The sequence below is a fragment of the Oceanicella sp. SM1341 genome (assembly GCF_003448965.1).
In the GTDB taxonomy this organism is placed as follows: Bacteria; Pseudomonadota; Alphaproteobacteria; order Rhodobacterales; family Rhodobacteraceae; genus Paroceanicella.
Map to the genome: position 1 here is coordinate 49,177 of NZ_QRGC01000029.1, position 14,306 is coordinate 63,482.

Annotated in this window: 9 protein-coding genes; 6 read left to right on the forward strand and 3 right to left on the reverse strand. The window is 69.9% G+C overall.

Translation table 11 applies throughout. The annotated features are described in order from the left end of the window. The first annotated feature begins 153 nt into the window (after window positions 1–153). Both D3P35_RS20865 and D3P35_RS20870 read left to right on the forward strand, forming a co-directional pair. Window positions 154–615: a cytochrome c gene (locus D3P35_RS20865; RefSeq protein WP_118137504.1), complete on the forward strand. Its 462-nt coding sequence runs from the start codon at window positions 154–156 to the stop codon at window positions 613–615. Beyond that, a complete protein-coding gene (locus D3P35_RS20870) occupies window positions 612–1,523 on the forward strand; it encodes a cytochrome c (protein WP_370032122.1) in 912 nt (303 codons plus the stop codon). The genes D3P35_RS20865 and D3P35_RS20870 overlap by 4 nt, the downstream gene beginning before the upstream one ends. 321 nt (window positions 1,524–1,844) lie before the next feature. Here D3P35_RS20870 and D3P35_RS20875 read toward each other — a convergent pair whose 3' ends face one another. Continuing rightward, window positions 1,845–3,989, reverse strand: coding sequence for a transglycosylase domain-containing protein (locus D3P35_RS20875; RefSeq protein ID WP_118137508.1), 2,145 nt, complete (start codon window positions 3,987–3,989; stop codon window positions 1,845–1,847). A gap of 205 nt (window positions 3,990–4,194) precedes the next feature. On the opposite strand from D3P35_RS20875, the gene D3P35_RS26315 reads away from it, so the two are divergent. From D3P35_RS26315 to D3P35_RS20895, 3 genes are all read left to right on the forward strand, one after another. Continuing rightward, complete coding sequence (locus D3P35_RS26315) at window positions 4,195–6,279, forward strand: methyl-accepting chemotaxis protein (protein ID WP_198670726.1); 2,085 nt, start codon at window positions 4,195–4,197, stop codon at window positions 6,277–6,279. Window positions 6,280–6,572: 293 nt separating this feature from the next. Next, window positions 6,573–6,911, forward strand: coding sequence for a P-II family nitrogen regulator (locus D3P35_RS20890; protein WP_118137512.1), 339 nt, complete (start codon window positions 6,573–6,575; stop codon window positions 6,909–6,911). 34 nt (window positions 6,912–6,945) lie between these two features. Next, complete coding sequence (locus D3P35_RS20895; protein WP_118137514.1) at window positions 6,946–8,298, forward strand: ammonium transporter; 1,353 nt, start codon at window positions 6,946–6,948, stop codon at window positions 8,296–8,298. A gap of 143 nt (window positions 8,299–8,441) precedes the next feature. Here the strand turns inward: D3P35_RS20895 and D3P35_RS20900 are convergent, their stop codons facing one another. After that, window positions 8,442–11,861, reverse strand: coding sequence for an indolepyruvate ferredoxin oxidoreductase family protein (locus D3P35_RS20900; RefSeq protein ID WP_118137516.1), 3,420 nt, complete (start codon window positions 11,859–11,861; stop codon window positions 8,442–8,444). A 148-nt stretch (window positions 11,862–12,009) separates the two neighbouring features. Beyond that, entirely contained in the window at window positions 12,010–12,777 is a 768-nt protein-coding gene (locus D3P35_RS20905; protein WP_157982248.1) for a hypothetical protein, read from the reverse strand. A gap of 199 nt (window positions 12,778–12,976) precedes the next feature. Between D3P35_RS20905 and D3P35_RS20910 the strand changes: the two genes are divergently transcribed. Beyond that, on the forward strand, window positions 12,977–13,870 hold the full coding sequence (locus D3P35_RS20910; RefSeq protein ID WP_118137560.1) for a LysR family transcriptional regulator: 894 nt from the start codon (window positions 12,977–12,979) through the stop codon (window positions 13,868–13,870). Window positions 13,871–14,306: the final 436 nt, after the last annotated feature.

Below are 14,306 nucleotides of genomic sequence, written 5' to 3' on the forward strand. Positions count from 1 at the left end.
TATACCAAGGCACTCCACCCGACAGCTGCAACGGTAGTGGAGGAATTCTGAATAAATCGTGATCCTGCACTGCAACCGTTCCGGGGTATCCGGGGAGGGCCACACGCGCGCGGGCGCTGTCCCGTTGCGCAGCAGCCATTTCCGGAGGACGACATGCTGAAGACCACTCTCCTTGCCGCCACTCTCGCCTGCCCTGCCGGGCTCGTTCTGGCCCAGGACACGCTGCCGCCCGCGGAAGTGTCCGACCCGATCACCCTGCGCCAGCACGCGATGGAGAACATCGGCAAGGCGATGGGGCTCGCAGGCGCGATGATGAAGGGCGAGGCGCCCTATGACGCCCGCGTGGCCGATGCGGCGCTGCGCGCCTTCAACAACGGCGCGCTGGGGTTCGGGCTGATGTTCCCCGAGGGCAGCAGCGAGGGCGAGACCGCTGCCGCCCCGGCGATCTGGGAGGACAGCGAAGGCTTCGAGGCCGCGGTGCAGAAGTTCATCGACGACACCGGCGCCGCCGTGGCCGCCGCCCCGGCCGACCTCGACGCGTTCAAGCCGGTGTTCGGCCAGGTGGCGCAGAACTGCCGCGCCTGCCACGAAGACTACCGCATCAAGCGCAACTGATGCTGAAGCTCGCTGCCGCCGGATGCCTTGTCCTCGCCGCCGGGGCGGCCTGGGTGCTGAGCGCGCCGCAAGTGGTGGAGGCGGAGGACCTGCCCGCCTACACCGCCGATGCGGGGCGCGGCGAACGCATCTTCGACATCGGCGGCTGCGCCTCCTGCCATGCCGCCGAGGAGGCGGAGGGGGATGCGCGGCTGGTGCTGGAGGGCGGGCGCGGCATCGTCTCGGATTTCGGCACCTTCCGGGTGCCCAACATCTCGCCCGACCCCGACGCGGGCATCGGCGGCTGGAGCGAGGCCCAGTTCGTCTCGGCAATGATGCACGGCACCTCGCCGGAGGGGCGGCACTACTACCCCGCCTTCCCCTACACCTCCTACGCGCGCATGCGCGAGGAAGACGTGCGCGATCTCTTCGCCTACATCCTCACCCTGCCGCCCTCGGGGCGGGCCGACACGCCGCATGACATCCCCTTCCCCTTCTCGGTGAACCGGGCGATCGGCTTGTGGAAGCTGCTCTACCTCGCGCCCGAACCGGTCATGGAGCTGCCGCAGGCGGATGACGCCGTGCTGCGCGGCCGGTACCTCGCCGAGGGCCCCGGCCATTGCGGCGAGTGCCACACCCGGCGCGACCTGATCGGCGGACCGGTGAGCGCCGCCTGGCTGGGGGGCGGGCCCAACCCGGACGGGCCGGGCCGCATCCCCAACCTCACGCCGGCCGGGCCGCTGGAGAGCTGGTCGGCCTCCGACATCGCCTATTACTTCGAGACCGGCTTCACCCCGGACTACGACAGCGTGGGCGGCTCGATGGCCGACGTGGTGACCAACCTCTCCCGCCTTCCGGCGGAGGACCGCGAGGCCCTCGCGGCCTACCTCAAGGCCCTTCCCCCGGTCACCTCCGAGGGCGCCCGCTGAGCGGGTGCCGGCGGGCGGGCAACGCCCGCCTCGCCGAGGGGGCCTCCCGGCCCCCGCAGCTCGGCGGTCGTGGCGCAGGCCCTTGCGGACCTGCGCCACGGAACGTCCCCGGAGGTACCCGTGATCCGGGCAGCGTTGTGGCCTCGGCAGGAGAGAGCCCCGGGGACCCGAGGCCTCGACGTACCCACCGCCCCTTCCCGCCTTCTCCACGCCGGACGCCGCCGGCGGAGGACCTCGGGTCCTTCGCCACGCCTGCCAAGCTGCGGGGGCCGCAAGGCCCCCTCGGCGCGGCGGGCGTCCCCCCGGCCGGGGCAGCGCGGTTCAGCGGTCGTTCGCGTCGTCGCGGCCGGACGGACGGCTGGGGGTCACCTCCACGTCGGAGAGGCCCAGCCCGTCGAGCACGTTGCGGAAGATGGTGCCGGTCATGCTGTCGGCATCGGGGTCGCTGCGCCGCGGCCGGTCGTCGGCGAAGAGCAGCGCGGGGGATTTCGGCTCCGGGGCGATGGCGGGCAGCGGGCGCGGCGGGTGGCCGGCCTCGATACGCGCCATGGTCTCGTGGAAGATGTCCGCCGGCAGCCCGCCGCCGGTGACACCGGTGAGCGGGCGGTTGTCGTCGTAGCCCATCCACACGCCCACCACGTAGTCGGCCGTGAAGCCGATGAACCAGGCGTCGCGCGCCGCGGAGGTGGTGCCGGTCTTGCCCGCCACCTCGCGGTCGGGCAGTGCCGCGCGCTGGCCGGTGCCCTTGCGCACCACCTCGCGCAGCATCCAGGTGACCAGCCCGGCCTGCTGCTTCGTGAGCAGCTGCTCCGGTTCGGCCCGGTCGGAGCCCATCAGCTCGCTGCGGTCGCTGCGCAGGCGGATCTCGCTCAGCCCGTAGGGCCGCGCCTGCCGGCCCTCGTTGAGGAAGGTGGCGTAGAGCCCGGTCATCTCCAGCAGCGGCGCCCCGGTGGTGCCGAGCGCGATCGCCGGCCCCGGCGCCATGTCGCCGCTCATCCCCAGCCTGCGCGCCATCGCCCGCACCTTGTCGCGCCCCACGTCCTCCGACACCCGCACCGCGGCGGTGTTGATCGATTTCGCCAGCGCCGTGGTGAGGGTGATGTGCCCGAGGTAGGAGCGCGTGTAGTTCTTCGGCGACCACTGGCCGTAGCCGGGCACGTCGATGGTGAGCGGCGCGTCCTCCACCAGGTCCTCGGGCGACTTGCCCGCCACGATGGCGGCGGCGTAGATCACCGGCTTGAACACCGAGCCGGTCTGCCGCGTGGCCTGGGTGGCGCGGTTGAAGGCGCCCGCGGTGGGGGAGATGTCGCGCCCGCCCACCATGGCGCGCACCGCACCGTCGGGCGAGAGCACCACCACCGCCGCCTGCGCCTCCGAGCTCTCCTTCACCTTGGTCTCGAAGACATGTGTCACCGCGGCCTCGGCGGCCTGCTGGATCTTCGGGTCGAAGGTGGTGAGGATGTCCACGTCCTCGCTGGTCTGGCGGGTGAGATAGGCCGGGCCGCTCTCCATCACCCAGTCGGCGAAATAGCCGCCGGCGCGCGCCTGGGCCGCGCCCGAGAGCTGCGCGGGGTTCGCCCGCGCCTCCGCCACCTGCGCGGGCGTGAGATAGCCCTGTTCGCCCATCAGCCCGAGGATGACCGAGGCCCGCCCCTCCGCCGCCGCGAGGTTCGAGGTGGGCGAGTAGCGCGAGGGTGCCTTCAGCAGCCCGGCCAGCATCGCCGCCTCGGCCGGGTTCACCTCGCGCGCGCTCTTGCCGAAATAGCGCTGTGCCGCGGCCTCGAACCCGTAGGTGCCGGCGCCCAGATAGACCCGGTTGAGATAGATCGAGAGGATGTCGTCCTTGGCGTATTTCAGCTCCATCGCCAGCGCGATGGGGATCTCCTTGAGCTTGCGCTCCAGCGTGCGCTCGTTGTCGAGGAACACCACCTTCGCGGTCTGCTGGGTGAGGGTGGAGCCGCCCTGCACCGCGCGCCCGGCGGCGATGTTGGCGGCCATGGCGCGCAGGATGCCCATCGGGTCGACCCCGGGATGGGCGTAGAAGCGCCGGTCCTCGGTGGCGATCACCGCGTCGCGCAGCCAGGGCGACACCTCGGTGGCGCGCAGCTGCCCGCCATACTGGTCGCCCCGCCAGGCGAAGACATCGCCCGAGCGGTCGAGCAGCGTGACCGAGCCGCGCGAGCGCCCGTCCAGCAGGTCGGTGAGCGGCGGAAGCCGGGCGTAGAACCAGGCCGTCGCCCCGCCGACGATGAGCAGCACGATGATGCCGACACGCAGCCCCACCCACCAACCGATGCGGAAGATGCCGCGCAGCAGCCGCCGCAGGCTGCGCTCGATCAGGCCGGGCTTGCGCCCGCCTGCCCCGCCCTTCGGCTTCGCCGCCGCGCCGGCCTTGCGGCCACGTCCCGGCTCATGCCGCGGCGCCGGCCGCTCGCGCGCCCGGCCGGTTTTCGTCTCACGCGTCATTGCCCGCCTTCGTCTGCTCGATGCGTCGCCTTGTTTGCGGTGCAGGATAAGGGCAAACGCCGGCTTTGTGGAGCCCGGGCGGCAAGATATAGCGGATGCTGCGCAAAAACATCGCGCCGCCCCCGGCCGGAGCCGCGCGGCACAACACTTTCTTAGCAGCCCTGTGGGACCAGTGAGGCAAGCAGTCGGAACCGGGGGCCCACACATGTCACTTGCCGGACGCATCCTGCGCATCACCCCCGTCGCGATCGGCGGCATGCTGCTCGTCGCCGTCATCGGCATCGTCGGCGACATGGTGCAGTCACGGTTCGAGCGCCGGCAGAGAGAGGCGGAAGACCTGGCGCTCGGGGTGGTGGAGCTCGAGCGCAGAATGCTCGACACCCGGCTGCTGGAGATGCAGCTCCTGCTCACCCGGGCGCCGGAGACGATAGAACAGCTCCGCGCGTTGCACGAGCGGATGCCCGCGCGGCTGGAGGCCCTCTCCGCCCGGCTCGCCGCCTTCCTGCCGGACGCGGACGGCAGCGCGCTGCAAAGCCTCACGGGCCACTGGACGCAGCATGCGCAGGAAACCGCGGAGCTGGTCGACGATCTCGTCCGCCTCGGGCTGGACGAGGACAGCGGGCTGCAGGGCCGCCTGCGCGAGGCCGTGCACGCCGCGGAGCAGAGCGTGGCCGAGGGCGCCACGCCGGAGCTCATGGTCAAGATCCTGATGCTGCGCCGGCACGAGAAGGATTTCATCCTGCGGATCGAGCCCAAATACGTCGAGCGGTTCCGCGAGCGGATGGACGAGATCCGCGCCCTGCCCGTGGCCGCCTTCGGCACGGCGGCACTGCGCGAGGAGGTCCTGGGCAACCTCGCGACCTACGAGACCGCCTTCGGCGAGTTCGCGACGCTGAGGATGCAGGCGCGCTCGGCGCGCGGCGCCGTTGCGGAGAGTTTCGCCGCGGCGCAGCCCGCGCTGGACGCGATCCACGGGCTGGCGATGACCGAGCTTGCGCGCGCCGAGGCCGCGGGCACGCGGGTCACCCTGTTGCGCTGGGTCGCGGTGGCGCTGATGATCTGCGGCGCCGTCGTCGCCGTGACCCTCATCACCCGGCGGCTCGCCCGGGCGATCAGCACGCCGCTGGCGGAAACCACCGCCGCGCTCTCCGCCTTCGCGGAGGGACGGACGGACGCCAGCCTCGGCGGCCGCAGGCGCGAGGACGAGATCGGCGAGATCGCCCGCGCCTTCGAGCGGTTGCAGCAGCGCATCCAGGCCGAGAGCGCCCGGCGCGAGGCCGAGATCCGCGCCCGCGCGGAAGCGGAGCAGGCCCGCTCCGAGGCGGAGAGCGCGCGCACCCGCGCCGAGAAGGACGCGCTGGACGCCACCCTGTCCCGGCTCGGCACCGCGCTCGACCGGCTGGCGCGCGGCGATCTCGCGGTGCGGGTGGACCAGGGCGTGGCCGGAGAGTTCGCGCCGCTGCGCACCGCCTTCAACGACACGGCCGACCGGCTGTCGGTGCTCGTCCGCCGCATCTGGAGCGCGACGCATGCCATCGCGGACGCCACCGGCCACATCGCCGGCGATGCGGCCGACCTCACCGAGCGGGCCACCAACCAGGCCGCCTCGCTGGAGGAAACCGCCGCCACCATCGAGCAGATCTCCGCCACCGTGCGCACCAACGCCGACGCCACCGGGCGCGCCGACACCGCCACCGGCGAGGTGGTGCGCCGGGCCCGTGCCGGGGGCGAGGTGGTACGGGAGGCCGAGACCGCGATGAACCGCATCGAATCGAGCGCCGCGCGCATCGCCGAGATCAATGGCGTGATCGGCTCCATCGCCTTCCAGACCAACCTCCTGGCGCTCAACGCGGCGGTCGAGGCCGCCCGCGCCGGCGAGGCGGGCAAGGGCTTCGCCGTGGTCGCCGCCGAGGTGCGCACCCTCGCCCAGCGCGCCTCCGAGGCCGCAAAGGACATCGGCACCCTGGTCCAGGAGAGCTCGGGGCATGTCGGCGAGGGCGTCCGCCTCGTGCGCGAAACCGGCCTGGCGCTGAGCCGGATCAACGATGCGGTGGGCTCGCTCACCACCGACATCACCGACATTTCCGCCGCCAGCCGCGAGCAGGCCAGCGCCGTGGCGGAGATCGCGACCAACGTGAGCGCCATGGACGCGATGACCCAGCACAGCGCCGAACTCGCCGAGCAGAGCGCGGCCCGCGCCCGCGACCTCGAGCGGGAGAGCGCCGGCCTGCGCGAACTGGTGGGCTACTTCGAGCTGGAGGCCGGGGGAAGGCTGAGCAGCGCCGCCTGAGCGGCGGGACATTCCCCCGCGCGCCGCCCGGCGCACCCCCGGCCGGAGCCCGCTCCGGCCGGCCTTCGCCTGCGCGGGTGCATCCGGCCTGTCTGACCGGAATCGGTCAGATGCCGCGAAATCAGGCAGTGTGGTTGACGCAACCGTGAGCGACCGGGCTGGTGCCCGAATGCAACCCCATGGAAATTCGCCGCTTTCGGCGAGTTTTTTCGTTTGGCACGGTCCTTGCATGGAGCTTAGCTGTCAAAACTGCAATGCAATCACGCTTCAGGAAAACGGACGCGGGGGATCTGATGAAACTGATCATAGCCGTCATCAAACCCTTCAAGCTCGAGGAGGTGCGCGAAGCGCTCACCACCACGGGCGTGCAGGGCCTGATGGTCTCGGAAGTGAAGGGCTACGGGCGCCAGTCCGGCCATACCGAGATCTATCGCGGCGCGGAATACGTGGTGAACTTCGTTCCCAAGATCAAGCTGGAGATGGTCGTTTCCGACTCGATGGTCGAAAAGGTGGTCGACACCCTGGCCGCCACGGCCAAGACCGGAAAGATCGGCGACGGGAAGATCTTCGTTCTCGACGTGGAACAGGCGATGCGGGTGCGCACCGGCGAGATCGGTGAAGACGCGCTCTGAGCCGTCGGGAAAACATCATCATGAGAGGGATGCAATGAATACCATCAGCAAATATCTCGGCCTCGCGGCCGGAGTGGCGCTCTTCGCCCTCCCCGCGTTCGGCCAGGATGCACCTGCCGAGGCGGCGGAGGCCCTGCCGCCGGTGCCGGGCGAAATCGGCTACATCTTCACCACGTTCATGTTCCTGGTCACCGGCTTCTTGGTGATGTGGATGGCCTGCGGCTTCGCCATGCTCGAGGCCGGCCTGGTGCGCTCCAAGAACGTCACCATGCAGCTCACGAAGAACATCGTGCTCTTCGCGCTCGCCGCCATCATGTACTACCTCGTCGGCTACAACCTGATGTACCCCGGCGACGGCTGGACCATCCCGAACTACCTCGGCGCCTTCTCCTCCACCGTGCTCGAGCCGGTCGGCCTCGAGGGCACGGAGACCGACCTCACCTACGCCTCCGTGGGCTCGGACTTCTTCTTCCAGCTGATGTTCTGCGCCACCACCGCCTCGATCGTCTCGGGCACGCTGGCCGAGCGCATCAAGCTCTGGCCGTTCCTGATCTTCACCGTGATCCTGACCGCCTTCATCTACCCGATCCAGGCCTCCTGGAAATGGGGCGGCGGCTGGCTCGACGCCGACTGGGGCTTCCTCGACTTCGCCGGCTCCACCGTGGTGCACTCGGTCGGCGGCTGGGCGGCCCTCGCCGGTGCCATCGTGCTCGGCCCCCGCATCGGGCGCTACCGCGACGGCCAGACCGTGCCGATGCCGGGCTCCAACCTCACCCTCGCCACGCTGGGTACCTTCATCCTGTGGCTGGGCTGGTTCGGCTTCAACGGCGGCTCGCAGCTCTACATGAACACCGCCGGCAACGTGGCCGACATCTCGCGCATCTTCGCCAACACCAACGCGGCCGCCGCGGGCGGCGTCGTCGCGGCTATGCTCACCACCATGGTGCTGTTCAAGAAGCCCGACCTCACGATGATCCTGAACGGCGCGCTGGCCGGCCTGGTCTCCATCACGGCCGAGCCGCTCACCCCCGGCCTCGGCGGTGCGACGCTGATCGGCGCCGTGGGCGGCGTGCTGGTGGTGATCGCGGTTCCGATGCTCGACAAGATGAAGATCGACGACGTCGTCGGCGCCATCCCGGTCCACCTCGTGTGCGGCATCTGGGGCACCCTCGCGGTCTGCCTGTCGAACCCGGACGCCTCCTTCTCCGGCCAGCTCGTTTCGATCATCGCCGTGGGCGTGTTCGTGTTCGTGGTGTCGCTGGTGCTGTGGCTCATCCTCAAGGCGGTCATGGGCATCCGTGCCAGCCAGGAAGACGAGGTCGCGGGCATGGACGTGGCCGAGCTGGGCATGGAAGCCTACCCGGAATTCTCGAAGTCCACGAGCTGAGGCTTCGGGAACGAAATCCCCAGGGAGGCCGGAGCGGCCTCCCCGACTTGAGCCCGGGCCCTGCAAGGCCCGGGCTTTTTTGTTGCCGACACACGAAAAAGGGCCCCCGCGGGGGCCCTTTGTGCTGTGCCGCGGAGGCGGGCTTACTCGGCGGCCTGGGCCATCGGGCTGCCGCCGGCACGGAAGGCGGCGAGCAGTTCCTCGCGGCGCTTCTCGGCCGCCGCGGCGTTGGCTGCCTTCACATGGCCGAAGCCGCGGATCTGCAGCGGCAGGCGGGCCAGCGCCTCGGCCACCTCGGCGGTGCGCGGGTCGATGCCGGGCATCAGCGCGGCCATGTCGGCCTCGTACTGGGCGATGAGCGCGCGCTCCATGCGCCGCTCCCCGGTGCGCCCGAACGGGTCGAACGCGGTGCCGCGCAGGCCCTTGAAACGGGCGAGCATTCCGAAGGCGCGCAGCATCCAGGGCCCGAAAGTGGATTTCACCGGCCGGCCCTGCGCGTCCTTGCGGCCCAGGATCGGCGGGGCGAGGTGGAATTTCAGCCGGCCCGTATCCTCGAACTGCTCGGCCAGCGCCAGCTCCAGCGTCTCGGCATGCAGGCGCGCCACCTCGTATTCGTCCTTGTAGGACAGGAGCTTGTGATAGCCCAGCGCCACGGCCTCGCCGAAGGCATCGCCGTGCTTGCGCGCTTCGGCCACGAGGGCGCGGTAGCGCGCGGCCAGCGCCGCGTCCTGGTATTTCTCCAGATGCGCGGCGCGGATGTCGATGCGGGTGTCGAGGCTTTCCTCCTCCGGGTGCACCTCGGGGGTGAGCGTCGCCTCGGCCTCGCGCGGGGCGAAGACCGCCCAGCGGCCGATCTCGAAGGCTGCGAGATTGCCCTTCACGCCCGCGCCGTTGAGCTCGATCGCCCGGCGCAGCGCCGCGCCCGAGAGCGGGATCAGCCCGGCCTGCCAGGCGGCGCCCAGCATCAGCACATTGGCGTAGATCGCGTCGCCCAGCAGGCGCTCGGCGAGCCTGGTGGCGTCGAAGAAGCGCGCCGCCTCCTCGCCGATGCGGGCGCGCAGGGCGAGCATCAGCCGGTCGGTGGGCAGGGCGAACTCGGTGTCGCGGGTGAAGGCGCCGGTGATGATCTCATGCGCGTTGCACACCGCGCGGGTGCGGCCGCGGGCCATCAGCCCGAGGGTCTTCGCCCCCGCCGCCACCACGAGATCGCCGCCGATCAGCCCGTCGGTCTCGCCCACGGCCACGCGCACGGCGGAGATGTCCGACGGCGTCTCGGCGATGCGGCAGTGGATGTGCACCGCGCCGCCCTTCTGGGCGAGGCCGGCCATCTCCATCATGCCGGCGCCCTTGCCCTCGAGATGGGCGGCCATCGCGAGCAGCGCGCCCACGGTCACCACGCCGGTGCCCCCCACCCCGGTGATGACGAGGTTCCAGGTGCCGTCGATGGCGGGCAGCGCGGGCTCGGGCATCTCCGGCAGGGTGAGTTCGGCGGCCTTCGCCTTGCGCAGCGTGCCGCCCTCCACGGTGACGAAGCTGGGGCAGAAGCCCTTGAGGCAGGAGAAATCCTTGTTGCACGAGCTCTGGTCGATCTGGCGCTTGCGGCCGAACTCGGTCTCCTTCGGCAGGATCGACACGCAGTTCGACTGCACGCCGCAGTCACCGCAGCCCTCGCAGACGGACGGGTTGATGAACACCCGGCGGGCGGGGTCGGGGAAGGCGCCGCGCTTGCGGCGGCGGCGCTTCTCGGCGGCACAGGTCTGGACGTAGACGATGGCCGAGACGCCGGGCACCTCGCGCAGCTCGCGCTGCACCGCGTCGAGGTCGTCACGCGTGGCGAAGGAGACGGTGCCGGGGAAGAGCGCGCGGTCCACCTCCTCCTTCGGGTCGGTGACGCAGGCGACCTTGCGCACCCCCATCGCCACCAGCTCATGCGCGATCTGCTGGGGCGAGAGGTCGCCCTCGTTGTGCTGGCCGCCGGTCATCGCCACGGCGTCGTTGAACAGGATCTTGTAGGTGATGTTGGTGCCCGCGGCGAGGGCGGCGCGGATGGCCTGCACGCCGGAGTGGTTGTAGGTGCCGTCGCCGAGGTTCTGGAACACGTGCCCGCGCGAGGAGAAATGGCTCTCGCCGATCCAGTTCGCCCCCTCGCCGCCCATGTGGGTGAAGCCCTCGGTCTCGCGGTCCATCCACTGCACCATGAAGTGGCAGCCGATGCCGGCGTAGCCGCGCGAACCGTCGGGGAGCTTGGTGGAGGTGTTGTGCGGGCAGCCGGAGCAGAACCAGGGCAGGCGTGCCGCGATCTCGGGGGCGTTGTCGGAGCGGGCGGCCGCCTCCAGCCGCTCGCGCGCGGCGGCGAGCGCTTCCGAGCCGTGGCCCTCCTCCTCCAGCACCTTGCCGAGCTGGCGGGCGATCAGCACCGGGTCGAGCGCGCCCTTCACCGAGAAGAGGAGATCGCCGTTCTCCTTCTTCCAGCCGATGATCCGGCGGCCGTGGCGGTCGTTGAAGATCGCCTCCTTCATCTGCACCTCGAGCAGCTTGCGCTTCTCCTCGACGCAGATGATGAGATCGAGCCCCTCCGCCCAGTCGCGGAACGAGGTCATGTCGAGCGGCCAGACCATGCCCACCTTGTAGGTGGTGATGCCGAGGCGCTCGGCCTCTGCCGCATCGATCCCCAGCAGGTCGAGCGCGTGCACCGTGTCGAGCCAGCTCTTGCCGGCGGAGACGATGCCGATCTTCGCGCCCCGCTTGCCGGACATGCGCCGATCGAGCCGGTTGGCGCGCGCGAAGGCCTCGGCGGCGAAGCGCTTGTAGTCGTGCAGGCGCGCCTCCTGGGGCACGCGGTCATCGCCGAGGCGGATGTTGAGCCCGTCCGCCGGCATGTCGAAATCCTGCGGCAGGCGGATGTCGAGCCGGTCGGGCCGGCCGTCGACCACCTCGGTGACCTCGATCGTGTCCTTCACCGCCTTCAGCCCCACCCAGCAGCCCGAGTAGCGCGACAGCGCCCAGCCCAGGATGCCGTAATCGAGGATTTCCTGCACGCCCGCGGGGCTGAGCACCGGCATCAGCGCGTCGACGAAGGCGAATTCGGAATGGTGGAGGGTGGTGGAGCTCTCGCCGGTATGGTCGTCGCCCATCACCGCGATCACGCCGCCGTGGCGCGAGGTGCCGGCCATGTTCGCGTGGCGGAAGACGTCGCCGCAGCGGTCGACACCGGGGCCCTTGCCGTACCACATGCCGAAGACACCGTCGAAACGGCCCTCGCCGCGCAGCTCGGCCTGCTGGCTGCCCCAGAGGGCGGTCGCGGCGATGTCCTCGTTGAGCCCGGGCTCGAAGGTGACCTGTGCGGCCTCGAGCAGCTTCTTCGCTTTGGCCATGTTGAGGTCGACACCGCCCAGCGGCGAGCCGCGGTATCCGGTGACGTAGCCGGCGGTGTTGAGCCCGGCGGCCGCGTCGCGCGCATGCTGCATGAGGGTGAGGCGCACCAGCGCCTGGGTTCCGTTGAGAAGCACCTGCCCGGCATCGAGGTCGTAGCGGGTGTCGAGGGTAACGGGACGAAGCTCCATGTTTCAGCCTCCCTGGCTTTGGGGGGCACTCACATGTCACCCCCTCGCTCCGCGCTGTTGGCCGCGCGTGATGCAATTTAGGGAAGCAGGCTTGACCCATCCTGTCAAGCGCCGCGGGCTTCCCTCCCCCGCGGCGCCCCTCCCGGGCCTAGAGGCCCGAGAGCACCGAGGCCACGGTGTTCATCGAGATCGCGGCTTCCGAGACCCGCTTGGAGGCGGGCTGGCAGACCTCGGGCTTCACGATATAGCCGCGCGCGCATTGCACCGAGACCATGAGCACCTCGCTCTCCTCCGCCACCCGGGCCTTGTAGGCGGCGAAGCGGCCGCCGCGCTGCACCTCGTCGATCTTGCGCAGCACCTGGTCGCAGGTGACGTTCTGGCCGCGCAGCGCCTCGCCCAGCACCGCGGGCTTGTAGGAGGAGGCGCAGAGCTTCCACAGCACGTCGGTCATCACCATCGGGAACAGGCCGAACAGCGGGCGGAAGCGCGGCTCAAGGCTCTCGTAGCCGAAGGCCACGCCCTCGGGCGGCCAGAACGGGTAGGAGATCAGGAAGGTGTCGGGGTCGACCACGCGCTTGCGGTAGGTGGGCGGCTGGTAGCCGGCGGGCACCTGCGGCACCTCCACGTCGGGCGGCAGGAAGACGAGGGCGTTGGTCTCGTCGATCACCGGCTGACCGGAGGCGTCGAGCGGGATGGCGATCATCCGCAGGCCCACGGCCTCCGGAAAAATCCGGATCTTCACTTTTCGTTGAGGAAACTCGATCACCGTCTCCGCGGCGGTGCCTGTGGAGGGGGCGTCGAACTCGGCGACGGTGCCGTTGGAATCGGTGAAGCGTCCGCGCAGTCCGCCTCCGGAGGGCGTGATGTCCAGCCGCATGCCCTGGGCCTCGGCCACGCCCAGGTAAGTGCCTTTCAACCTTTCCACCTGTGCCTGCGCCGGTGTAAGAACGGCCGAAATCACCAGGACGGCCAGGAGGGTTCCCAGGGTCCGGAAGAAGTTGGATGTCACGAAAAAGCTCCCGTTGATGCTCGCGCCTCTTGGCATAGAAGCATAAATAGGGCGATTGTGCAGCTTGTCCGCCGCCAGGGGAGAGTGAGAAGAAATGGGACTGACGATGGATTGGGACAGGCTGCGCATCTTCCATGCCGTGGCGGATGCCGGCAGCCTCACCCACGCGGGGGAGAGCCTGAACCTGAGCCAGTCGGCCGTCTCGCGGCAGATCCGCCACCTGGAGGAGGCGCTGGCCTGCACGCTGTTCCACCGCCACGCCCGCGGCCTCATCCTCACCGAGCAGGGCGAACTGCTGTTCGAGGCCACCAAGTCGATGGCCAAGCGGCTCGACAGCGCCACCGCCCGCATCCGTGATGCGGAGGACGAGGTGTTCGGCGAGCTGCGCGTCACCGCCACCACCGGTTTCGGCACGCTGTGGCTGGCCCCGCGCCTCGGCCGGCTCTACGACCAGTACCCCAACCTCAAGATCCAGCTCCTGCTCGAGGAGCGCGTGCTCGACCTGCCGATGCGCGAGGCGGATGTCGCCATCCGCATGAAGGAGCCGAGCCAGGCCGACATCATCCGCCGCCGGCTGATCGACATCCGCATGCGGCTCTACGCCTCGCCGGACTACATCGCCGCCAAGGGCCTGCCCCGCACGGTGGATGAGCTGTCGGACCACCGGCTGCTGTTCTTCACCATCGACAGCCACCAGGTGTCCGCCGGCCGGCAATGGATGCAGCGCTTTGTCGACAACGAGAACACCTCGCGGCTCTCGGTGAACAATTATTTCGGTGTCCTGCAGGCGGTGCGGCATGGCCTGGGCATCGGCGCGCTGCCGGAATACCTCGCCGTCGATTCCCCCGACCTGGTGAATGTGCTGCCCGAGGAGGCCTCGGACACGATTCCGGTCTATTTCGCCTACGCCCAGGAACTGCGCCAGTCCAAGCGCGTGGAGGCGTTCCGCGACTTCGTGCTGGCCGAAATTTCCGGGCTGCGCAAGGCCTTGGGGGGCTGAGCCCGGCGTTTTCAAACTGCCCAATAGATATGCATTTGCGCCATATCAGCCATGCATCTCGCATTTGCGGCATATTCCGACTTGATCTGCGGGGCCGACTCTCCTATCTCACCCTCATGACGAGCCGGGACGCAACACTGTTGCATTTCAGCACGTCATACCTCCCTGTTGGACTTGGGCCGAGCTTTGCTCGGCCTTTTTTTTGGCCGATTGCCATCTGAAGCAGTGCGGACGCTGCCGGGCTGCGCGCCATGGTTGCATTCCGGGTGGCACGGCCGGCCGGGGCCATGGCAGAAATACATCACAGCGGCGTGAACGAATGCCGTTCACCGCCTCTTAAAGACAAGCTGTCGAAGATGCCGCCGGCTTCACCATTTCCAAAGGCTGAGTGGCCATTGATAGGGCACGCGGGCGCTGCGCATTCCACGCTTCCCCC

Excerpts from the sequence above, each read along its gene's own strand:
- D3P35_RS20865 (WP_118137504.1), top strand. The coding sequence starts at position 154 with ATGCTGAAGACCACTCTCCTTGCCGCCACTCTCGCCTGCCCTGCCGGG.
- D3P35_RS20875 (WP_118137508.1), bottom strand. The coding sequence starts at position 3,989 with ATGACGCGTGAGACGAAAACCGGCCGGGCGCGCGAGCGGCCGGCGCCG.
- D3P35_RS26315 (WP_198670726.1), top strand. The coding sequence starts at position 4,195 with ATGTCACTTGCCGGACGCATCCTGCGCATCACCCCCGTCGCGATCGGC.
- D3P35_RS20890 (WP_118137512.1), top strand. The coding sequence starts at position 6,573 with ATGAAACTGATCATAGCCGTCATCAAACCCTTCAAGCTCGAGGAGGTG.
- D3P35_RS20895 (WP_118137514.1), top strand. The coding sequence starts at position 6,946 with ATGAATACCATCAGCAAATATCTCGGCCTCGCGGCCGGAGTGGCGCTC.
- D3P35_RS20900 (WP_118137516.1), bottom strand. The coding sequence starts at position 11,861 with ATGGAGCTTCGTCCCGTTACCCTCGACACCCGCTACGACCTCGATGCC.
- D3P35_RS20910 (WP_118137560.1), top strand. The coding sequence starts at position 12,977 with ATGGATTGGGACAGGCTGCGCATCTTCCATGCCGTGGCGGATGCCGGC.